The sequence below is a fragment of the Pseudonocardia sp. Ae505_Ps2 genome (assembly GCF_001932425.1).
GTDB lineage: Bacteria > Actinomycetota > Actinomycetes > Mycobacteriales > Pseudonocardiaceae > Pseudonocardia.
In genome coordinates, this window is the sequence record NZ_MCIP01000001.1 from 1,267,752 (window position 1) to 1,284,116 (window position 16,365).

The 16,365-nt window shown below is 72.2% G+C and carries 19 protein-coding genes and 1 pseudogene; 12 read left to right on the forward strand and 8 right to left on the reverse strand.

Features of this window, described 5'->3' with window-relative positions:
• From Ae505Ps2_RS32475 to Ae505Ps2_RS05910, 3 genes and pseudogenes are all read right to left on the reverse strand, one after another.
• Window positions 1–390 (reverse strand): annotated as a pseudogene (locus Ae505Ps2_RS32475) (IS5/IS1182 family transposase); the annotation flags it as partial.
• A 287-nt stretch (window positions 391–677) separates the two neighbouring features.
• Complete coding sequence (locus tag Ae505Ps2_RS05905; RefSeq protein WP_020628222.1) at window positions 678–1,025, reverse strand: hypothetical protein; 348 nt, start codon at window positions 1,023–1,025, stop codon at window positions 678–680.
• Window positions 1,026–1,361: 336 nt separating this feature from the next.
• Complete coding sequence (locus Ae505Ps2_RS05910) at window positions 1,362–1,946, reverse strand: hypothetical protein (protein ID WP_233147680.1); 585 nt, start codon at window positions 1,944–1,946, stop codon at window positions 1,362–1,364.
• Between the two features lie 103 nt (window positions 1,947–2,049).
• On the opposite strand from Ae505Ps2_RS05910, the gene Ae505Ps2_RS05915 reads away from it, so the two are divergent.
• Window positions 2,050–2,655, forward strand: coding sequence for a TetR/AcrR family transcriptional regulator (locus Ae505Ps2_RS05915; RefSeq protein ID WP_075309531.1), 606 nt, complete (start codon window positions 2,050–2,052; stop codon window positions 2,653–2,655).
• A gap of 139 nt (window positions 2,656–2,794) precedes the next feature.
• On the opposite strand, the gene Ae505Ps2_RS05920 is transcribed toward Ae505Ps2_RS05915, so the two are convergent.
• Window positions 2,795–3,643, reverse strand: coding sequence for an alpha/beta hydrolase (locus tag Ae505Ps2_RS05920; RefSeq protein WP_337819457.1), 849 nt, complete (start codon window positions 3,641–3,643; stop codon window positions 2,795–2,797).
• Window positions 3,644–3,658: 15 nt separating this feature from the next.
• Between Ae505Ps2_RS05920 and Ae505Ps2_RS05925 the strand changes: the two genes are divergently transcribed.
• On the forward strand, window positions 3,659–4,084 hold the full coding sequence (locus Ae505Ps2_RS05925; RefSeq protein WP_075309527.1) for a helix-turn-helix domain-containing protein: 426 nt from the start codon (window positions 3,659–3,661) through the stop codon (window positions 4,082–4,084).
• A gap of 16 nt (window positions 4,085–4,100) precedes the next feature.
• Here the strand turns inward: Ae505Ps2_RS05925 and Ae505Ps2_RS30955 are convergent, their stop codons facing one another.
• Window positions 4,101–4,487, reverse strand: coding sequence for a hypothetical protein (locus tag Ae505Ps2_RS30955; protein ID WP_139320136.1), 387 nt, complete (start codon window positions 4,485–4,487; stop codon window positions 4,101–4,103).
• A 75-nt stretch (window positions 4,488–4,562) separates the two neighbouring features.
• Between Ae505Ps2_RS30955 and Ae505Ps2_RS05935 the strand changes: the two genes are divergently transcribed.
• Together Ae505Ps2_RS05935 and Ae505Ps2_RS05940 are read left to right on the forward strand one after the other, a co-directional pair.
• On the forward strand, window positions 4,563–5,111 hold the full coding sequence (locus Ae505Ps2_RS05935; RefSeq protein ID WP_139318894.1) for a hypothetical protein: 549 nt from the start codon (window positions 4,563–4,565) through the stop codon (window positions 5,109–5,111).
• Window positions 5,108–6,133 (forward strand): amidohydrolase family protein, encoded by a 1,026-nt coding sequence (locus tag Ae505Ps2_RS05940; RefSeq protein WP_075309521.1) that lies wholly within the window; start codon window positions 5,108–5,110, stop codon window positions 6,131–6,133. The genes Ae505Ps2_RS05935 and Ae505Ps2_RS05940 overlap by 4 nt, the downstream gene beginning before the upstream one ends.
• Before the next feature lie 124 nt (window positions 6,134–6,257).
• Here Ae505Ps2_RS05940 and Ae505Ps2_RS05945 read toward each other — a convergent pair whose 3' ends face one another.
• On the reverse strand, window positions 6,258–6,812 hold the full coding sequence (locus tag Ae505Ps2_RS05945) for a TetR/AcrR family transcriptional regulator (RefSeq protein ID WP_198932231.1): 555 nt from the start codon (window positions 6,810–6,812) through the stop codon (window positions 6,258–6,260).
• A 63-nt stretch (window positions 6,813–6,875) separates the two neighbouring features.
• Here Ae505Ps2_RS05945 and Ae505Ps2_RS05950 point away from each other — a divergent pair, with 63 nt between their 5' ends.
• Window positions 6,876–7,844 carry an SDR family NAD(P)-dependent oxidoreductase gene (locus tag Ae505Ps2_RS05950; protein WP_075312656.1) on the forward strand — a complete coding sequence of 323 codons (969 nt, stop codon included), beginning with the start codon at window positions 6,876–6,878 and terminating at the stop codon, window positions 7,842–7,844.
• A gap of 16 nt (window positions 7,845–7,860) precedes the next feature.
• On the opposite strand, the gene Ae505Ps2_RS05955 is transcribed toward Ae505Ps2_RS05950, so the two are convergent.
• Entirely contained in the window at window positions 7,861–9,558 is a 1,698-nt protein-coding gene (locus Ae505Ps2_RS05955) for an FAD-dependent monooxygenase (RefSeq protein WP_212567611.1), read from the reverse strand.
• Between the two features lie 134 nt (window positions 9,559–9,692).
• Here Ae505Ps2_RS05955 and Ae505Ps2_RS05960 point away from each other — a divergent pair, with 134 nt between their 5' ends.
• From Ae505Ps2_RS05960 to Ae505Ps2_RS05970, 3 genes are all read left to right on the forward strand, one after another.
• The gene (locus Ae505Ps2_RS05960) at window positions 9,693–10,115 is read left to right on the forward strand and encodes a nuclear transport factor 2 family protein (RefSeq protein WP_075309517.1); all 423 of its coding nucleotides are present in this window, start codon (window positions 9,693–9,695) and stop codon (window positions 10,113–10,115) included.
• Complete coding sequence (locus Ae505Ps2_RS05965) at window positions 10,112–10,738, forward strand: VOC family protein (protein ID WP_075309515.1); 627 nt, start codon at window positions 10,112–10,114, stop codon at window positions 10,736–10,738. Before Ae505Ps2_RS05960 ends, Ae505Ps2_RS05965 begins: the two co-directional genes overlap by 4 nt.
• Window positions 10,739–10,808: 70 nt before the next feature.
• Complete coding sequence (locus Ae505Ps2_RS05970) at window positions 10,809–11,642, forward strand: fumarylacetoacetate hydrolase family protein (RefSeq protein WP_075333989.1); 834 nt, start codon at window positions 10,809–10,811, stop codon at window positions 11,640–11,642.
• A gap of 147 nt (window positions 11,643–11,789) precedes the next feature.
• On the opposite strand, the gene Ae505Ps2_RS05975 is transcribed toward Ae505Ps2_RS05970, so the two are convergent.
• Window positions 11,790–12,377, reverse strand: coding sequence for a TetR/AcrR family transcriptional regulator (locus Ae505Ps2_RS05975; RefSeq protein ID WP_075309513.1), 588 nt, complete (start codon window positions 12,375–12,377; stop codon window positions 11,790–11,792).
• A gap of 337 nt (window positions 12,378–12,714) precedes the next feature.
• Here Ae505Ps2_RS05975 and Ae505Ps2_RS33150 point away from each other — a divergent pair, with 337 nt between their 5' ends.
• Genes Ae505Ps2_RS33150 through Ae505Ps2_RS05990 form a run of 4 tightly spaced genes read left to right on the forward strand, consistent with a single transcriptional unit; the run spans window position 12,715 to window position 16,362 of the window.
• On the forward strand, window positions 12,715–13,542 hold the full coding sequence (locus tag Ae505Ps2_RS33150; protein ID WP_233147681.1) for an MFS transporter: 828 nt from the start codon (window positions 12,715–12,717) through the stop codon (window positions 13,540–13,542).
• On the forward strand, window positions 13,543–14,052 hold the full coding sequence (locus tag Ae505Ps2_RS33155; RefSeq protein WP_139318892.1) for an MFS transporter: 510 nt from the start codon (window positions 13,543–13,545) through the stop codon (window positions 14,050–14,052).
• Window positions 14,042–15,769, forward strand: a complete 1,728-nt coding sequence (locus Ae505Ps2_RS05985; protein WP_075553473.1) for an FAD-dependent oxidoreductase — start codon at window positions 14,042–14,044, stop codon at window positions 15,767–15,769. The genes Ae505Ps2_RS33155 and Ae505Ps2_RS05985 overlap by 11 nt, the downstream gene beginning before the upstream one ends.
• The gene (locus Ae505Ps2_RS05990; RefSeq protein ID WP_075309509.1) at window positions 15,766–16,362 is read left to right on the forward strand and encodes a VOC family protein; all 597 of its coding nucleotides are present in this window, start codon (window positions 15,766–15,768) and stop codon (window positions 16,360–16,362) included. The genes Ae505Ps2_RS05985 and Ae505Ps2_RS05990 overlap by 4 nt, the downstream gene beginning before the upstream one ends.
• The last annotated feature ends 3 nt before the right edge of the window (window positions 16,363–16,365 follow it).

Here is a 16,365-nt window from a genome sequence, read left to right on the forward strand (position 1 = left end):
CCACCACAGGTCGACCCCGGGGGTGAGGCCGAGCGCGCGGCACCGGTCGGTGGCGATCAGGGTGCCGTCGAGATTCACGTGGGTGTGCCCGGCTGTGCGGGCGGCGAGCAGGGCTCCGTGCAGGCCGGGTGCGGCCGCGGCGAGGACGTCGATGCCTTCGTGCAGGTAACGGTAGGCCGTTGCAGTGCTGATCGCGTTGTCACCGGCCGAACATCGGACCCGGGTAGCATCACAGAACCAGCGGATCACCAGCACTGCCTGGGCGAACGGGGTCAACGCCCGCCGCCGGGTGCCACGTCGACGGCGTTGAAGGACCAGGAGCCGCGCCAGATAGGCCACGGTGCGCTCCCCGATCGGGAGGACAGCGGTGTAGGTGACAGGATCAGACATGCAGGACCTCGGTGACGGTGTCGATCTGTGCTGGACCGAACCGATCTACCGGGGTCCTGCCCCGTTCCCGCTCATCTCACCACCCTCGGCGTGTCGCCACGACCTGCCACCCCGCTACTGAGAACACCTCACTCCCACGATGGGGTCGGATGTGATCGAGGCGAATCGCCCGGAACGCCACCCGAACCGGCGACGACGACCACGGCGGGTGCCCGCGGGCCCCACTCCGGACACGGACGTGCCCCGGAGCCGCGAAGGCCCCGGGGCACGTCAGCGAGAGGATCCGGTCAGTTGACCGAGTCGCCCGCGCCGGCCTCCTGGCCGCAGTTGTCCGACTGGTCGGTGACGGAGTCGCCCGACTTGGCCTTGCCCTCGCCCAGGATGCCGGCGCCACCGGTGAGGCCGTTGGCCGCAGCCGCGTCCTCGACCGGAACCTGGACACCCAGGACGTTGACCGGGATGTTGTTGTTGCACGCCTGGACCGGAACCTGGGCGTTGTTGCCGTTCAGGCCGGCAACGAGGCCCTTCGCGTCCTTGTCGATGACGCTGTCCGAGCCGGCGAACGCCAGCGGCGACAGGCCGATCAGGGCGACGGCGGACACGGCGGCGACGAAACCGGCCTTCTTCTTCTGCACAGTCTTCTCCTGGTGAGTCACGGATCCATGCGGATCCGGGCACGTGCCGGTCCGACGACAAAGGGGGGAGCCCGAACCGGCTGAGGAGAACGATAGGGGGCGGAAAGCGCACGGATCAACCCGGGAAACACCATCGTGGGGAACAATCACCGAGGGTCAGTTATTCACACGATACGGTTTCGTCGCCGAGTCGGCCGTTCTGCACGACGACGGTACGAAACCCGGCGCCCCGGCCTCCCGGCCGACGCCGACCGGCGGGTCGGGAACCGACGACACGTCCTGGACCCTGACACGGACGGCCGGCCCGTCGACCGTGTCACCGTCACCGTGTCACCGTCACGCGGACGCGACCCGGCCGAGCCTCAGCGCCGACACCAGGAAGAAGACACCACCGAGCAGGGCGTAGCCGGCGACCCCGGTCAGGGACGCCTCGCCGCCCGAGGCCATCAGCACGAACGAAGCGCCCGCGACGACCGAGAGGGACCCGCTCGCGATCATGGCCCCCTGGCCGCCCGCCGCGCGACGCCGCAGGGCGACGACGAGCTGGGCGACCCCGGCGACGACGGCCCAGGCACCCCAGACCCGCAGCACCGCCGGCACGCCCGAGCCGAGGACGACGACGAGCCCGACGGCCGCGAACCCGCCCAGGACGATCGTGGCGTACAGGCCCGGAGCCACCCCGGTCGCACGCGAGGAGCGGGCGTCGATCACGGCGGCGGCCACGTCCACCAGCGGGTAGAGCACCAGCAGCGCCGCGGTCAGCGGGCCGACCTCCGCCGCGTTCGGCAGCAGCAGCGCCGCCCAGAGCAGCGCGAACGCGAACCGCGCGAGGTACAGGCGCCGTAGGGCGACGGTGCCGTCGACCGGCCCCGGGCGGGGGGTCCGCACGGTGCGCCGACCGGTGGTGGGCGAGCTCGACATGATGCCTCCTGGAGGGAGAAAGACCGTTCTTCCTATGAACCCGAGCATGCACGCCTGACTCGCCATAAGCAAGACCGATCGTTCTTTCTGCTAACGTGGGGCCGTGGCTGCACCGACACGCACGACGTCCGGGGCCGGGCGCTCCGAGGCCCGCGAGCGGCTGCTCGCGACGGCGAGCGGGCTGTTCTACCGCGAGGGCATCCGGGCGGTCGGTGTGGAGCGGATCCTCGCCGAGACCCCCACCACGCGCGCCACGTTCTACCGGCACTTCCCCTCGAAGGAGGCGCTGGTCGTCGCCTACCTGCGCGGCGTCGACGCCCACACCCGCGCCGCCCTCCAGGACGCCGTCGCCTCGGCCGCCACCCCCGACGACGCCGTCCGCGCCGTCGGCGCCGCGCTGGTGGACGACCTGACCGGTGCGGACTTCCGGGGGTGCGCGTTCCTCAAGGCCGCGGCCGAGTTCCCCGACCCGGAGGACCCCGTGCGCCGGGTCGTCGCCGAGCACCGCAGCTGGTACGTCGCCAGCCTCACCGAACTGTTCGCCAGGGTCTTCGGGTCCGCACCGGGGCGCGGGCGACCCGAGCACGCGGCCCAGCACTTCCTGATGATGCGCGACGGGGCCATGGCCGGTGCCGACATCGACGGGGCGGGCCACGTCGGCGCCGCGTTCCGGCGCGGGCTGGAGGGGCTGCTCACGCTGACCCACTGAGGCGGCGATCGCGGGCCTGCTGCACCCCGAAGTCCGTGCACTCCGCCGGGCCGGAAGGACGGCGATCCGACGCCAGGCAGGGCGATGTGCGGCCGCCGGCGCGGCTCGTCGACAGGGCCGGGACGACAGCGCCCCGGCATCACGTGCGCAGAAGTGCCACGAGCGCGTCGGGCCGGTCGAGGGGCACGATGTGCCCGCAGTCGTCGAGCAGGTGCCCGTCGAGGACGTCGGCGACCCCGCGCAGCTGGTTCTCCAGCGCGCGACCGACCGACGCGGCGCCGACCGCGGTCGTGGGCACCGTCAACCGGGCCTCGGCCACCGCCGCGGCGAGCTGCCGTCCCGTCTCGGGCAGCGCCCGGTAGACGGCGAGCGCGCAGCGGAGGGCGTCCGGGCGCGCGAACGCGTCGGCCATCGCGGCCCGCAGCGCCGGACGGATCCCGCGCCCGCGGGTGCCCTGGTCGAGGAACCACCCGGCGTAGGCGGCCTCGTTCCCGCGCAGCACGCTCTCCGCCAGCCCCGGAACCCGGTGGAAACCGAACCACCACGGGGGTCCGCCCTCGAAGAACTCCTCGGCGCCGGGGAGTGTCCCCAGGGTCGACTCGACCAGCACGAGCCGCGCGACGAGGTCCGGGCGGCGCAGGGCGAGCAGGAACGCGGCGGGGACACCGGCGTCGATCGCCACCACGACCGCCGGCGCGGCTCCGAGGGCCACGACCAGCTCCTCGAGGTCGCGCGACAGGGTTCCCGCGTCGAGCCCCTCGGCCGTGCGGGTGCTCGCCCCGAACCCGCGCAGGTCCGGCACGACGACCCGGTGGTCCTCCCGCAGCGCGTCGCGCACCTCGGACCACACCAGGCCGGTGTGCGGGAAGCCGTGCACGAGCACCATCGGCGGCCCCTGCCCCACCTCGTCGACGGCCAGCTCGACCCCGTTGACGGCGACCATCCGCACGACGACCTCCCAGTCGGTAACTTCTGGTGACCAGATCACCTAAGCTCACCGACCATGGAGACGGAAGACGGCACGTCGACGGCACCTGGTGAGCCCGGGGTGACCGACCCCCGTCGCGGGGACCTGTTCTCCCCGGACTGCCCCACCCGTCGCCTGCTCGACCGGCTCGGCACGAAGTGGACCTCGATGGTGGTCGGATCGCTGGCCGACGGCGGAGAGCTGCGGTTCACCGAGCTGCGACGACGCGCACCGGGGATCTCCCAGAAGATGCTGTCCACGACGCTGCAGAACCTCGTGCTCGACGGCCTGGTCGCCCGGCGCGTCGAGGACACCGTCCCGCCACGCGTGCACTACCGGCTCACCGAGCTCGGTGCCTCCCTCGAGATCCCGCTCTCCGCGCTGCGCGAGTGGGCGCAGCAGAACATGGCCCGCATCGACGACCACCGCACACGGACCGAGGCGTCCCGCACGGGCCGATGAGCACGGGCGCCCGCCGTCAGGGACCCGCCGGGACCAGGGACACCGCACAGGAGCGGATCCGGTCGAGGTCGACGTCGTCCGCGAGCGTGACCGGATCCGGTCGACGAGGGAGGGGCGGGCGAACCCCGAGCAGGCAGCTCATCACCTCCGGGTACACGGTCCGTGCCACGAGAGCCCGGGCAGTGGCGCCGGCCGCCTCGGGCGCGAGACCCGTGCGCTGTTCGAGATACGCCGCCAGCCGCGCGGTCGGGATCTCGACCACGGACTCGTAGTCGCGCTGCGCGGCGTCGACGCCCTGTTCTGGCTCATGCCTCCCGACCTCACCGCACCCGATCCCGTCACCGCCTCCCGCGACGCGAGACGCCCCGGCGCGGAGGCCGTCGCCACACACGGCGTCGGCCACGTCGTCGGGGTCTCCGCCCTCGGTCGTGGCACCCCGCTCGCCCACCGGGCCGGCCACGTCACCGGATCGCTGGCCATGGACGACCTCTTCGCCGCCACCAGCCACTACCGCGCGCTGGCCAACCCCACCTTCATGGACAACACCCTGCGTGCAGCCGGCGCCCTCCACGACACCGCGACACTGACGTCGACCACGGCTCCCGACCACCGGCTGCCCCTCGTCGCGACCCGCGACATCGCCGACGCCGCCGCCCACCTCCTGCTCGACCGCTCCTGGAGCGGGTTCGCCGAGACACCGTTGCTGGGCCCCGAGGACCTCTCCGGCAACGACATGGCAGCCGTGCTCTCCGACGTACTCGCCGACCTCCTCGGTCGACCGGTGCGCTACACGCAGACGGACCCGGAACTCGCCGGCCGCGCGATGCTCGACCACGGCGCATCCCCCGGCATGGCACGTGCCATGGCCGACATGGCCACCGCGAAGAACGAGGGCCTCGACGAAGGCGTCACCCGCACTCCCGCCACGACCACTCCGACCACCTACCGCGACTGGTGCACCGAGAACCTCAGGCCGGTCATCGCCGCCCTCGGGCCCGCCCGGGACGCCCGACAGGAGACGGCATGACCCTCATCTGCATCGAGGAACACGCCCTGCACGGCCCGACCGACACCGCGGCCGGCCCCACGCTCGGGCAGCAGGCTCCGTATATGTCCGGGCAGAGCAGGAGCGACGCGCCCGTGCCCCGCGTCGACGGACGGCATCCCGCCGTCGACATGGACACCGCCCGACGGCTCGGCGCCGACCTCGGGGCCGGCCGCATCGACGACATGGACCGGCACGGCATCGACATGGCCGTCGTGTCCTGGACGAGCCCCACCCAGCTCGCTCCCGGGGACGCCGCGGTAGAGCTGGCCCGCGCGGCCAACGACCGTCTCGCCACCGCGGTCTCCGAGCACCCCGACCGTCTCGCCGGATTCGCGACGCTGCCCTGGCAACGTCCGGCCGAGGCGGTCGCCGAACTCGACCGTGCCGTCGGGGAGCTGGGCCTGCGCGGCGTACTGATCGTCGGACGACCCGGTGCCGGGTTCCTCGACGACCCCGTCCACCGGCCGCTCCTGCGCCGCCTCGCCGACCTCGGCGTGCCGCTCTACCTGCACCCCTTTCCTCCGCTGCTCGAGGTGCAGCAGGCCTACTACTCCGGCTTCAACGACAAGGTCACCGCGGAACTGTCGCTCGGCGGATGGGGCTGGCACCACGAGGCGGGAATCCACGCCCCGCGTCTCGTCCTCGCCGGGATCTTCGACGAGCTCCCCGGCCTGCAGATCATCAGCGGACACTGGGGCGAGATGGTGCCGTTCTTCCTCCCGCGCCTCGACGACGTCCTCTCCCCCGGCGACACCGGACTGTCCAGGACCATCAGCGACACCTACCGGTCCCACGTCTGGGTCACCCCCAGCGGCATGTACCACCGGCCCCAGTTCGACTACGTCCGCGAGGTCGTCGGCATAGACCGCATCATCTGGTCGACCGACTACCCGTTCCTGCACCTCGACGGCACCCAGGAGTTCCTGAGCGGACTCGATCTCTCCCACGGGGAACGCGAGCAGATCACCCACGGCAACGCCGCCCGACTCCTGGGTCTCTGACGACGCGGCGGCGCCGACGGCCCGTGGCGCGGCGGACGGGAACGGTCGGCGGGCCTCGGGGAGGGGCATCGAGGCCGCTCTCCGTCGGACGCCCGTCGCGCTCGGCCACCGGACGCTGTTCGGGCTAGTCGGGCTGTTCGGGCACCAGGAGGTGGACCGCGACGGCGATGCGCCGGCGATAGGCGTCACGGGTCTCCACCTGGTGCTTCACGCCCACCGATGTGCTGATCAGGGTGTCGGCGATGTCGACGGCCCTACGGCGGTCGACCGTCCGGGCGAGTGCGTCGACGATCAGCTGCCGGAACCTGGCGGGCGCGGTCTCGACGATCTCACCGAGCAGGTCCGGGTTGGTGGCGACGACGTCCTCGACGTCGCGCGCGGGGCCGACGTAGCGGCCCGCCCAGTGGTCGAACGCGTCCACGATCCGGTGGCGCAGCGGTTCGGCGGTCGACGCGAGCGAACGTTCCGCGGCTGCGAGGTCGCGGTCCAGAGCGTGGGTCGCCGCGGCGCGGAACAGCTCCTGCTTCGAGGAGAACAGGAAGTAGAGACCGGGCCGGGAGATCTCCGCCGCGCGCGCGACCTCGTCCATGGACGTCTTCCGGTAGCCGAAACGGGCGAAGCTCAGCAGCGCCGACTCCAGCACGCGCTCACGACGGCCGACCGCCTCCGACGCTGTCACGGGCCGAGTCTAGCTGCCGCTGATCGCACTAGGCAGAAAGTGTTCATCTTGTACAGTGTGGGCATGCGTCGCGGCCTCCGCTCCACACCCTTCTCCGCCACCAGCACCGCCGACGACGTCCTGTCGGGGCACGACCTGACCGGCGTGCGCGCCGTCGTGACCGGGGCGTCGTCCGGGCTCGGGGCCGAGTCCGCCCGCGCCCTGGCCGCCGCGGGGGCCGAGGTGACCCTGGCCGTCCGCAACACCGTCGCCGGTGCGGCCGTGGCCGCCGACATCGCCAGGTCGACCGGGAGGCCGGCGCCCGCGGTGGCACCGCTCGACCTCGCCGACCGTTCGTCGGTCGAGGGGTTCGTCGCGGCGTGGCGCGGCCCGCTCCACCTCCTGCTCGCCAACGCCGGGGTGGTCACCGGGGGTCTCGAGCGCACCCCCGAGGGCTGGGAGCTGCAGTTCGCGACCAACCACCTGGGCCACGTCGCCCTGGCGACGGGCCTGCGCCGCGGGCTCGTCGCCGGCGCCGCGGATCAGGGCGGAGCGCGGATCGTCGTGGTGAGCTCGACCGCGCACATGCGAGCGGACGTGGACTTCGACGACCTCCACTTCGACCGCCGCGCCTACGACCCCCAGATCGCCTACGCACAGTCGAAGACCGCGAACTCCCTCTTCGCGGTGGGGGCGACCCGACGATGGGCCCGGGACGGCGTCGTCGCGAACACCGTCAACCCCGGCGGGGTCGCCACCGGGTTGCAGCGGAACTTCACCCGTCGTCAGAAGGACTCCCTGGCCGCCGCGGAAGCAGCAGGAGTGTTCACCTACAAGACCGTCGAGCAGGGAGCGGCGACGAGCATGGTGGCCGCGGTCGACCCGCAGTTCGCGACGTCCGGAGGCCACTACCTCGACGACTGCCAGGAGGCCTACGAGGTCCCGAACGACGCCGACCTCGCCGACCACCCCCACGGCGTGAAGGCCTGGGCGCTCGACCCCGACCGCGCCGACCGGCTGTGGACGGTGTCGGAGCAGCTCCTCCGTCCATGAGCTCGTAGGTGCCCGCTCAGCGTTCTCCCTGCGCAGCTGCGCGGACTCCTCGAGCTCCTCGGTCGTCGAGCGGGCCGGCGCCACGGACGCGGTCCAGCAGCGCGACCGGGTCGTCGGGCGCACTCGCTCCGCGCCACGCCACGTGGCCGTCAGGTCGGACGAGCACCATCGGCGCCGCATAGAGCCGGACGACGGCAGGACGGTCGATGCGCAGCACCCTCAGCGGCACCCCGAGGGCGCTCGCGGCACGGACCATCGGAGCCGGGTCGGCGGTGGCCGTGGCGACCAGCACGAAGCCGTGGCCGAAGTGATCGAGGGTGGAGCTGCCGTCGGGGAGCCAGGCGTGCGGCGCGCGGCACCCGGGCCAGGTCGAGGGAACATAGGCGTCCGGCTCGTCCGGCGGCTCGGGGGTGCCGTCCGGCAGGCAGATCGGCGAGCCGGCGTAGCGGTGGCCGAGCTGCACCCCGATGCTGCGGAACTCACGTCCACGCAGCCGTTGGATGAGATCGCCGGTCACTCTGCGCGCCTGCGCGCCGACGTCGTCCGGGCGATCGAGGAGCGGGTCGGGGGTCAGCCGGGCGTCCGAGGTCCAGTTGCTCGACGCCTCGGAGACGTTGCGCACCGCCACCGGGCGTCGCTCGATCTCGTAGCTGTCCAGCAGGTCGGAGCCGCCCCAGCCGTGCAGCACGGCCGCGAGCTTCCAGCCGAGGTCCACGGCGTCACCGATCCCGGTGTTGGCGCCGAAGCCGCCCTTGGGCCACAGCAGGTGCGCGGCGTCGCCCGCCAGGAACACCCGGCCGTCCCGGTAGCGGTCGGCCACGACCCGGTGCCCGCTCCACGGCTGGGCCCGCAGGATCTCGGTCTCGATCGGCTCTCCGACGGCCTCGTGCACCCAGCGGACGGCGTCCCCGTCGGCCGGCTCGTGGTCGAGGTAGACCGACAGACGCCACTCGTCGACGCCGTCGACGACCGTGATGTAGGGCCGCTTCTCCGAGGCGAGGGTCTGGATCTGTGCCGCCCGCCCGCCGGCGCGCTCGATCAGCAGCTCCCGCAGTCGCGGGGCCCGGAAGTGCACGGCGAAGTTGTGGCCCTGGGCGAAGTCGCCGGCGAGCTCGATCCCGAGCGCGCGCCGGATCCCGCTGCGGCCGCCCTCGCAGCTGACGAGGTAGGCCGCCGCCTCGGTCCGTTCGACGCCGGTGACGACGTCCCGGACGCGGGCGGTCACCCCGTCGGCGTCCTGGGTGAAGTCCTCCAGCCGGTTCCCGTGGGCGATCTCGACGGCCGGCAGTCCGGCCGCGATCCGCTGCAGCAGCGGCAGGAGGGAGAACTTCGAGATGAATGCGGGGCCCTCGGGGGTCACGTCGGCGTACTCGCCGGGGCTAGAGTTGGTGACCCCGTAGTCGAACTCGGCGAGCACGTGCCCGACCACCTGGGTCATGAACAGGATGCGGTGCGGGTGGTCCGGGCCCGGCAGGCACTCGCGACGCGCCTCGGCCGCATGGCCCCATCGCCGCAGGTGCTCCATGGAGCGGGAGAAGATCGCCTCCCCGGCCGGGAAGACCACCGACCCGTCCGTCTCGTCGACGAGCAGCACCGGCACGTTCCGCCAGCCGAGCTCGATGGCCGTGCAGAGGCCCACCGGGCCGCCGCCCACCACGATCACGCGCCCCGGCCCGGTCGTCCGGTGCGCGCTGTCCGCTGCAGGTCGTGTCACTCCGGCACCTCACACGTCGTCGGCGATCGAGCTGGGCACTGCCGCCACCGGGAGCGGCGGGAGCGCCGCCGCCGTGCGTTGACACCCGCCATGGAAGCACTACTCTTGAGTCATACTCAAGAGAGGAGCTGCCCATGGGTCTCATGCTCGACGACGACGTCAGCCAGTGCCGGCAGCACGTGATCGGCTACCACCTCGCGATCGACCGGGGACGGGCCACCACGGGGATCGACGCCTTCACCGACGACGCGGAGTTCGAGATCCGCGGCGAACGGCTCCACGGGCGCGACGCGATCCTCGAGTTCCTGACCCGCCGGGAAGCCATGCCGGACCGGCAGACGGCCCACCTGATCAGCAACGAGCACCTCGTCGAGCGCAGCGCCGACGAGATCACGCTCGGCTGCCTGGTGCTGCTCCACCTGCGCGGTGCCGACGGCACCTACGACCTCGAGAAGATCCTCGACACCACCCACACCCTGCGCCGCACGGCCGAGGGATGGCGCATCGCGCGACGGACCTCGCGTCCGTTGCACGGACCCACCGGAGGTGCGGCATGACCGCCGCGACCGACCGGCCCGCACCGGGGCAGACCTCGACGCGGGCCGTCCCGCTGCAGATGGCGGAGCTGGTGCTGAAGACCGGGCGCTTCGAGCAGATGCACGCCTGGTACTCGCACGTCCTGGGCGCCGGCCCGTTCTTCGAACGCACCCCCGCCCCGGACGCCCCGCCCCGCCCCGCGGGCATGCCCGAGCGCGCGGTGGACGTCCGCCTCGCCTTCTTCCCCGTCCGGGACGGTCAGGTCCTCGCCCTGTTCGGGATCGACTCCCTCGCGGGCGTCGATCCCGCCGGGCCGGGCCTGCACCACTTCCAGTTCGGCGTCGCGTCCCTCGCCGACCTGATCGCCCAGTTCGAGCACCTGCGGGCCGCCGGAACCCATCCGCACCGCGCGGCCAACCACGGTCAGGCCACGAGCTTCTACTTCCGCGATCCGGACGGCAACGTCGTCGAGTTCTCCTGCTCGAACTTCGACACCCCGGAACAGGAACGGGAGTTCATGGCGAGCCCGGAGTTCGCCGCGAACCCGTCCGGACTGGAGCTCGATCCCGACCGGTTCGCCGAGCACTTCCACGCGGGCGATCCGGACATCCTCGACCTCGACAACCAGGCGGTGGCCCGATGAGCGAGCCCGCGAGCGAATCATCGACACAGCGCCTCGCGCAGCGCCGACCGAGCGTCAGCGAGGGAGTGCGATGAGCAGGCTCGTCAGCACCACGAAGGGCATCGGCAGCCACGACGGCGAGACCGTCGCCCTGCTCGACGTCGACGCCCCCGACCTGGGCGAGGCCCTGCGCGCGGGGTACGACGTCGCGGACATCGCCGCGGCCACCGTGCGCGAGCGGATCCCCCTCGCGCAGGTCGAGCTGCTCCCGACGATCCCCAGGCCCTCGAAGATCTGGGCCGTCGGCTTCGCCTACGCCGCGCACCGCAGCGAGGTCGGGCGCACCGAGCACCCGGACGAGCCGCACATCTTCCTGAAGGCGCCCTCGTCGGTCATCGCCTCGGGGCAGGCGATCCGGTTCCCGCGGGTGGCGCCCGAGCACGTGGACTACGAGGGCGAACTGGCCGTCGTCGTCGGGCGGCGCGCCACGGACGTCGAGGTCGGCGACGCGATGAGCCACGTCGCGGGCTACACCATCTGCAACGACGTGAGCGCCCGGGACGTGCAGAAGGGCCTCGTCCCGGGACGCGGCGCGGACGTGAGCGCGGCCAAGAGCTTCGACACCTTCACCCCCATGGGGCCGTGCCTGGCCACCCTGGACGAGTTCGACGATCCCGGAGACCTGCACCTGCAGACCTGGGTCGACGGCGAGCTGCGCCAGGACGCGCGCACCTCCGATCTGATCCACCCGGTCGGACCCCTGATCTCCTACCTGTCACGGCAGACGACGCTGGAGCCCGGCGACGTCGTGATGACCGGGACCCCGGCGGGCGTCGGGCATCCACAGGGGCGCTACCTGCGGTCCGGCTCGGAGGTGCGGATCGCGATCGAGGGGATCGGCACCCTGGTCAACCGCTGCGCCTGATCGACCGCTGCGCCTGATCGACCGCTGCGCCTGATCGACCGCTGCGTCTGATCGACCACTGCGTCTGATCGACCACTGCGTCTGATCGACCACTGCGTCTGATCGACCACTGCGCCCGAGTCGCGCGGCCGCCGCGGTCGGGCGGGCTCAGTCCGACGGGACCGGCGCCGGCAGGTCGCGGGCGCGGGCGGAACCCAGGACCGACTCGAGGAGGAACCGCATGAGCTGAGCACCCGGGCGCGGCGGCGCGCCCTCCACGTTGAAGCCCTCGAAGAGGGTGACGGCGGTGTCGGCGACGAGCTCACGATCCACCGACGGGTCGTCGAGGTCGTCGACCATCTTCCGGACGAGGTCACGGATCCAGTCGAGGAAGCGGTCGTGGGCCTCGCGCACGGCTTCGGACTGCAGGAGCCTGCCGTGCATGGCCTGGTGCAGCGGCCGGAACACGCGCATGTCGTTGAGACCCCGGACCAGGTGCGACATCGGGTCGTCGTCCGCGTGGTCCTCGTCGAGGATGCGGATCTCCCGGCTGAGCATGCGGTCCATGACCGCGGCGAAGACGTCGTCCTTGGAGGGGAAGTACCAGTAGACCGCCGCCGGCGCGACGCCGGCGGCGCGGCTGATGTCGGCCATCGTGGTGCCGGCGTACCCGTTGCTGAGGAACAGCTCGGTGGCGACCGCCAGCACCTCGGCCTTCCGCTCCTCGCGCGGGATGTGCTGCCTGTTCCGGGGCACGGCCGATCGCCTCCTTCGGGTGCTCCGCGCGGCGCAGAGGCGGCTCCAGCTTAGCCATCCGCGGCGAGACGGTCGGAGGTACCTCTTGATCGATCCTCATCCTCTTCGCCGAGATGCCGCCGATCCCGCAGCCAACCGCACCACAGCGACATCCTTGACACTGCTCTTGATCGCCATTCATCATTCGTCCCCATCGCAGCGGCACGGCCTGGCGCGTCCCTCCGCCCGCCGGTTTCCCGACCCCACCGTGATCACGCCGAGCACGGCAGGTCTCACGCACGAACACTCACGACAGAGGAGTCCAGTGTTCCCGCAGAGCGAATCCTCACCCGTCCCCGTGAGGTCGGGCACGCGCCACACCCGTCGGGTCGCCACGGCGAGCTTCGTCGGCACCGCGATCGAGATCTACGACTTCAACATCTACGGCCTGACGGCGGCGCTGATCTTCGGTCCGCAGTTCTTCCCGACCTTCTCGCCCGTCGCGGGCACCCTGGCCGCCTTCGTGACCTTCGGCGCCGGGTTCATCGCCCGGCCGCTGGGCAGCGTCGTCCTCAGCCACCTCGGTGACCGGGTCGGCCGCAAGTCCACGCTGGTCGCGTCGCTGGTCATCATGGGTGCGGCCACGTTCCTCACCGGGCTGCTGCCCACCTACGCGGTGATCGGCGTCTGGGCACCCGTCCTGCTGGTCGTGCTGCGCCTGGTGCAGGGCTTCGCGGTCGGCGGGGAGTGGGGCGGTGCGGTGGTGCTGGGGGTCGAGCACGCCCCGACGCACCGGCGCGCCTTCTTCGGTTCGTTCACCCAGATGGGCAACCCGGTCGGCATCGTCCTGGCCTCGCTGACCTTCGTCCTGCTGACGACGTACCTGCCCGCCGACGTGTTCAGCTCCTGGGGCTGGCGGATCCCGTTCCTGGCGAGCATCGTGCTGATCGGCCTCGGCATGTGGGTGCGGCTCGGTGTCGCGGAGAGCCCCGACTTCACCGCCGTGCAGCGCTCCGGCGCCATCAGCCGCTCGCCGGTCCGGGACCTGATCATTGACAACTGGCGGGAGATGCTCCTGGGCGGTCTGTCGTCCACCGCCGCGCCCACCCTGGGCTACCTGATGTTCGTGTACATGCTCGCGTACTCCAGGCAGGCCCTCGGGCTGCCCCCGACGTACGTGCTCTGACTGACCGTCGCCGCCGGTGTGGTGTGGATCCCGCTGGTGCTGGTCACCGCGCGGCTCGCGGACCGCATCGGCCGCAGACCGGTCCTCCTCGGCGGGCTGATCGGCATCGTCGTGTGGGCCCTGCCGTTCTTCGCCCTGGTCAACACCGGGTCACTGGCCGCGATGATCGTCGCCTACCTGGGCGGCGTGATCGCCGTCTCGTTCGCCACCGGCGCACAGGCCGCCTTCATCGCGGAGCTCTTCCCGGCCCCGGTGCGCTACAGCGGGACCTCGATGGCCTATCAGATCGGCTCCATCCTCGGCGGTGGCGTGGCGCCGATCGTCTTCGCCCTGCTCTACGCCAGGAGCGGCTCCTCGACCCCGATCGCCGGCTACCTGCTGGCCACCGCCGCGGTCAGCCTCGTCGCCACCTTCGTGCTGTTCATCAGGGGCAGTGCCCGCAACGGCGGGACCGCGTCGACGCGCCCCGAACCCACACCCGCAGTGGAGGGAACTGCCGATGCGCACTGACCACGATCCGACACCCGCCCCCGACCACCACGACGTCGTGGTGGTCGGGGGCGGCCCGACCGGCCTGAGTGCGGCCATCGGTCTCGGCCGCCTCGGGGTGCGGACGCTGCTCGTCGAACGGCGGGCGACGACCTCGTACCACCCGCGAGGGCACGTGGTGAACGGGCGCTCCCTCGAGATCTTCCGCAGCTGGGGGGTCGCCGAGGAGGTGCTGGCGGCGGGTCTGCCGCGGGAGCGCAACCGCGGCAGCGCATTCGTCACCCGGCTCGCCCACCCCGAGTTCGGCGCGCTGGTCACCCACGGCCACTCCCCCGAGTTCGACCGTGAGGTGGCCGGTTACGCGCCGCACGTCAAGAGCTCCTGCCCGCAGGACGTGTTGGAGCCGATCCTGCTCCGGGCCGCCTCGGCCCTCCCGGCCGTGGACGTCCGGTTCGGCACCACGGTGCTCGGTGTCGATGACATCGACGACGCCGAGGCCGCCGACGACGCCGTCACCGTCCGCCTGTCCGCGGACGGAGGATCCGAGTCGGAGGTCAGGGCCCGGTTCGTGATCGCGGCCGACGGAGCGGCCAGCCCACTGCGCGACCAGCTCGGCGTGCGGCTGGAGGGCCCGGAGCGCCTGGGCGCGCAGATGGGCATCTACTTCCACGCCGACCTGTCGCGCTACGTCGCCGACCGCCCCTACCTGCTGTGGTGGGTCTACAACCCCGAGACCACCGGCGTGCTCATCACCCTCGACGGCCGCCACCGGTGGACCTACAACTTCGCCTACGACCCGGCCACGACCGAACCCGCCTCGTTCACCCCCGAGCGCTGCGTGGAGATCGTCCGCGCCCTCGTCGGCGACCCCGATCTCGACGTCGACGTCCGCAGCGCCCGGCCCTGGCAGATGCAGGCGCGCGTCGCCACCCGGATGCGCGTCGGGAACGTCTTTCTCGCGGGCGACGCCGCGCACCCGCTGCCGCCCACCGGCGGGCAGGGGATGAACACCGGTGTCGGCGACGTGCACAACCTCGCGTGGAAGATCGCCGCGGTGTTGCGGGGGCGGGCCGGCCGGCACCTCCTGGACACCTACGAGGAGGAACGCCGTCCGGTCGCCCGGTTCAACGTCGACCAGAGCCTCGCCAACGCCGAGCGGATGGCGCGCGCCGGGCTCGGCGGGATGCTGGAGAACGACCTCGACTTCGTGGCCCGTGTCGAGACGCTCGACGACGCCGAGCTCGGGCCGGTCCGGGCGGCGATCGCCGAGCAGCGCGAGCACTTCGAGTACTACGGCCAGGTGTTCGGCATCTCCTACGAGTCACCCGGGATCCGGCCGGACGGGACCGAACCCGTCCCCAGCCCCGTCGGCCGCTACCTCCCGGTCGGGCGGCCCGGCGCGCGTGCCCCCCACCTGTGGCTCGACCCCGAGCACACCCGCTCCCTGCAGGACCTGTTCGGCGCCGGTTTCGTGCTGCTCACCACTGCGGCCGGGAAACAGCGGTGGACGGCACCGGACGAGGTCGACGTCGTCGCGGTGGGAGCCGAGGCGCGGCACGCCGGCGTCGAGGACGACTTCCGCACCGTCTACGGCATCGGCGCCGACGGGGCCGTGCTCGTCCGCCCGGACGGGCACATCGCCTGGCGCGCACCCGCGTTCGATCCCCCGATCGACCTGAGCGACGTGCTCGACCACCTGCTGCTCCGCCAGCCCGACCTCATGGAGGCAACCGCATGACCTCGACCGACCAGCACACAGGGGCGGCGCGCACGCTGCCGGACCCGACCGTCGCCCGGCCCCCGGTGGGGCTCGCCCACGTGGTGTTCCGCACCAACGACCTGCCGCGGATGCGGGAGTGGTACTGCACGGTGCTGGGCGCGCACCCGGTCTTCGACAACGGCAAGCTCGCGTTCCTGACCTACGACGAGGAGCACCACCGGGTGGCCCTCATCGCCACCGGGCCGTACCCCGTTCCGAGCGACGAACCACAGGTCGGCTTCTACCACTCCGCCTTCACCCATCCCGATCTCGGCGCGCTCCTGGCCACCTACCGCCGGCTGCGGGACGCGGAGATCCTCCCCGTGCGCGCCATCCGCCACGGTCCGACCGTGTCGCTGTACTACCGGGATCCGGACGGCAACCACGTGGAGCTGCAGGTCGACAGCTTCGCGACCGCCGACGAGGCGACGGAGTGGATGAAGGGGCCGGTGTTCTCGGCGAACCCGATCGGCACCCTGTTCGACCCGGAGGAGATGGTCGCCGACTACGAGCGCGGCGTCCCGTTCGAGGTCCTCGTCCGGCGCGACGACGACCCCGTGCCGACCTCCTGACCG

Coding starts and splice junctions, on each gene's coding strand:
- Ae505Ps2_RS05990 (WP_075309509.1), top strand. CDS start 15,766: ATGACCTCGACCGACCAGCACACAGGGGCGGCGCGCACGCTGCCGGAC.
- Ae505Ps2_RS05985 (WP_075553473.1), top strand. CDS start 14,042: ATGCGCACTGACCACGATCCGACACCCGCCCCCGACCACCACGACGTC.
- Ae505Ps2_RS05950 (WP_075312656.1), top strand. CDS start 6,876: ATGCGTCGCGGCCTCCGCTCCACACCCTTCTCCGCCACCAGCACCGCC.
- Ae505Ps2_RS05940 (WP_075309521.1), top strand. CDS start 5,108: ATGACCCTCATCTGCATCGAGGAACACGCCCTGCACGGCCCGACCGAC.
- Ae505Ps2_RS05910 (WP_233147680.1), bottom strand. CDS start 1,946: ATGTCGAGCTCGCCCACCACCGGTCGGCGCACCGTGCGGACCCCCCGC.
- Ae505Ps2_RS05970 (WP_075333989.1), top strand. CDS start 10,809: ATGAGCAGGCTCGTCAGCACCACGAAGGGCATCGGCAGCCACGACGGC.
- Ae505Ps2_RS05935 (WP_139318894.1), top strand. CDS start 4,563: ATGGACGACCTCTTCGCCGCCACCAGCCACTACCGCGCGCTGGCCAAC.
- Ae505Ps2_RS05960 (WP_075309517.1), top strand. CDS start 9,693: ATGGGTCTCATGCTCGACGACGACGTCAGCCAGTGCCGGCAGCACGTG.
- Ae505Ps2_RS05965 (WP_075309515.1), top strand. CDS start 10,112: ATGACCGCCGCGACCGACCGGCCCGCACCGGGGCAGACCTCGACGCGG.
- Ae505Ps2_RS05925 (WP_075309527.1), top strand. CDS start 3,659: ATGGAGACGGAAGACGGCACGTCGACGGCACCTGGTGAGCCCGGGGTG.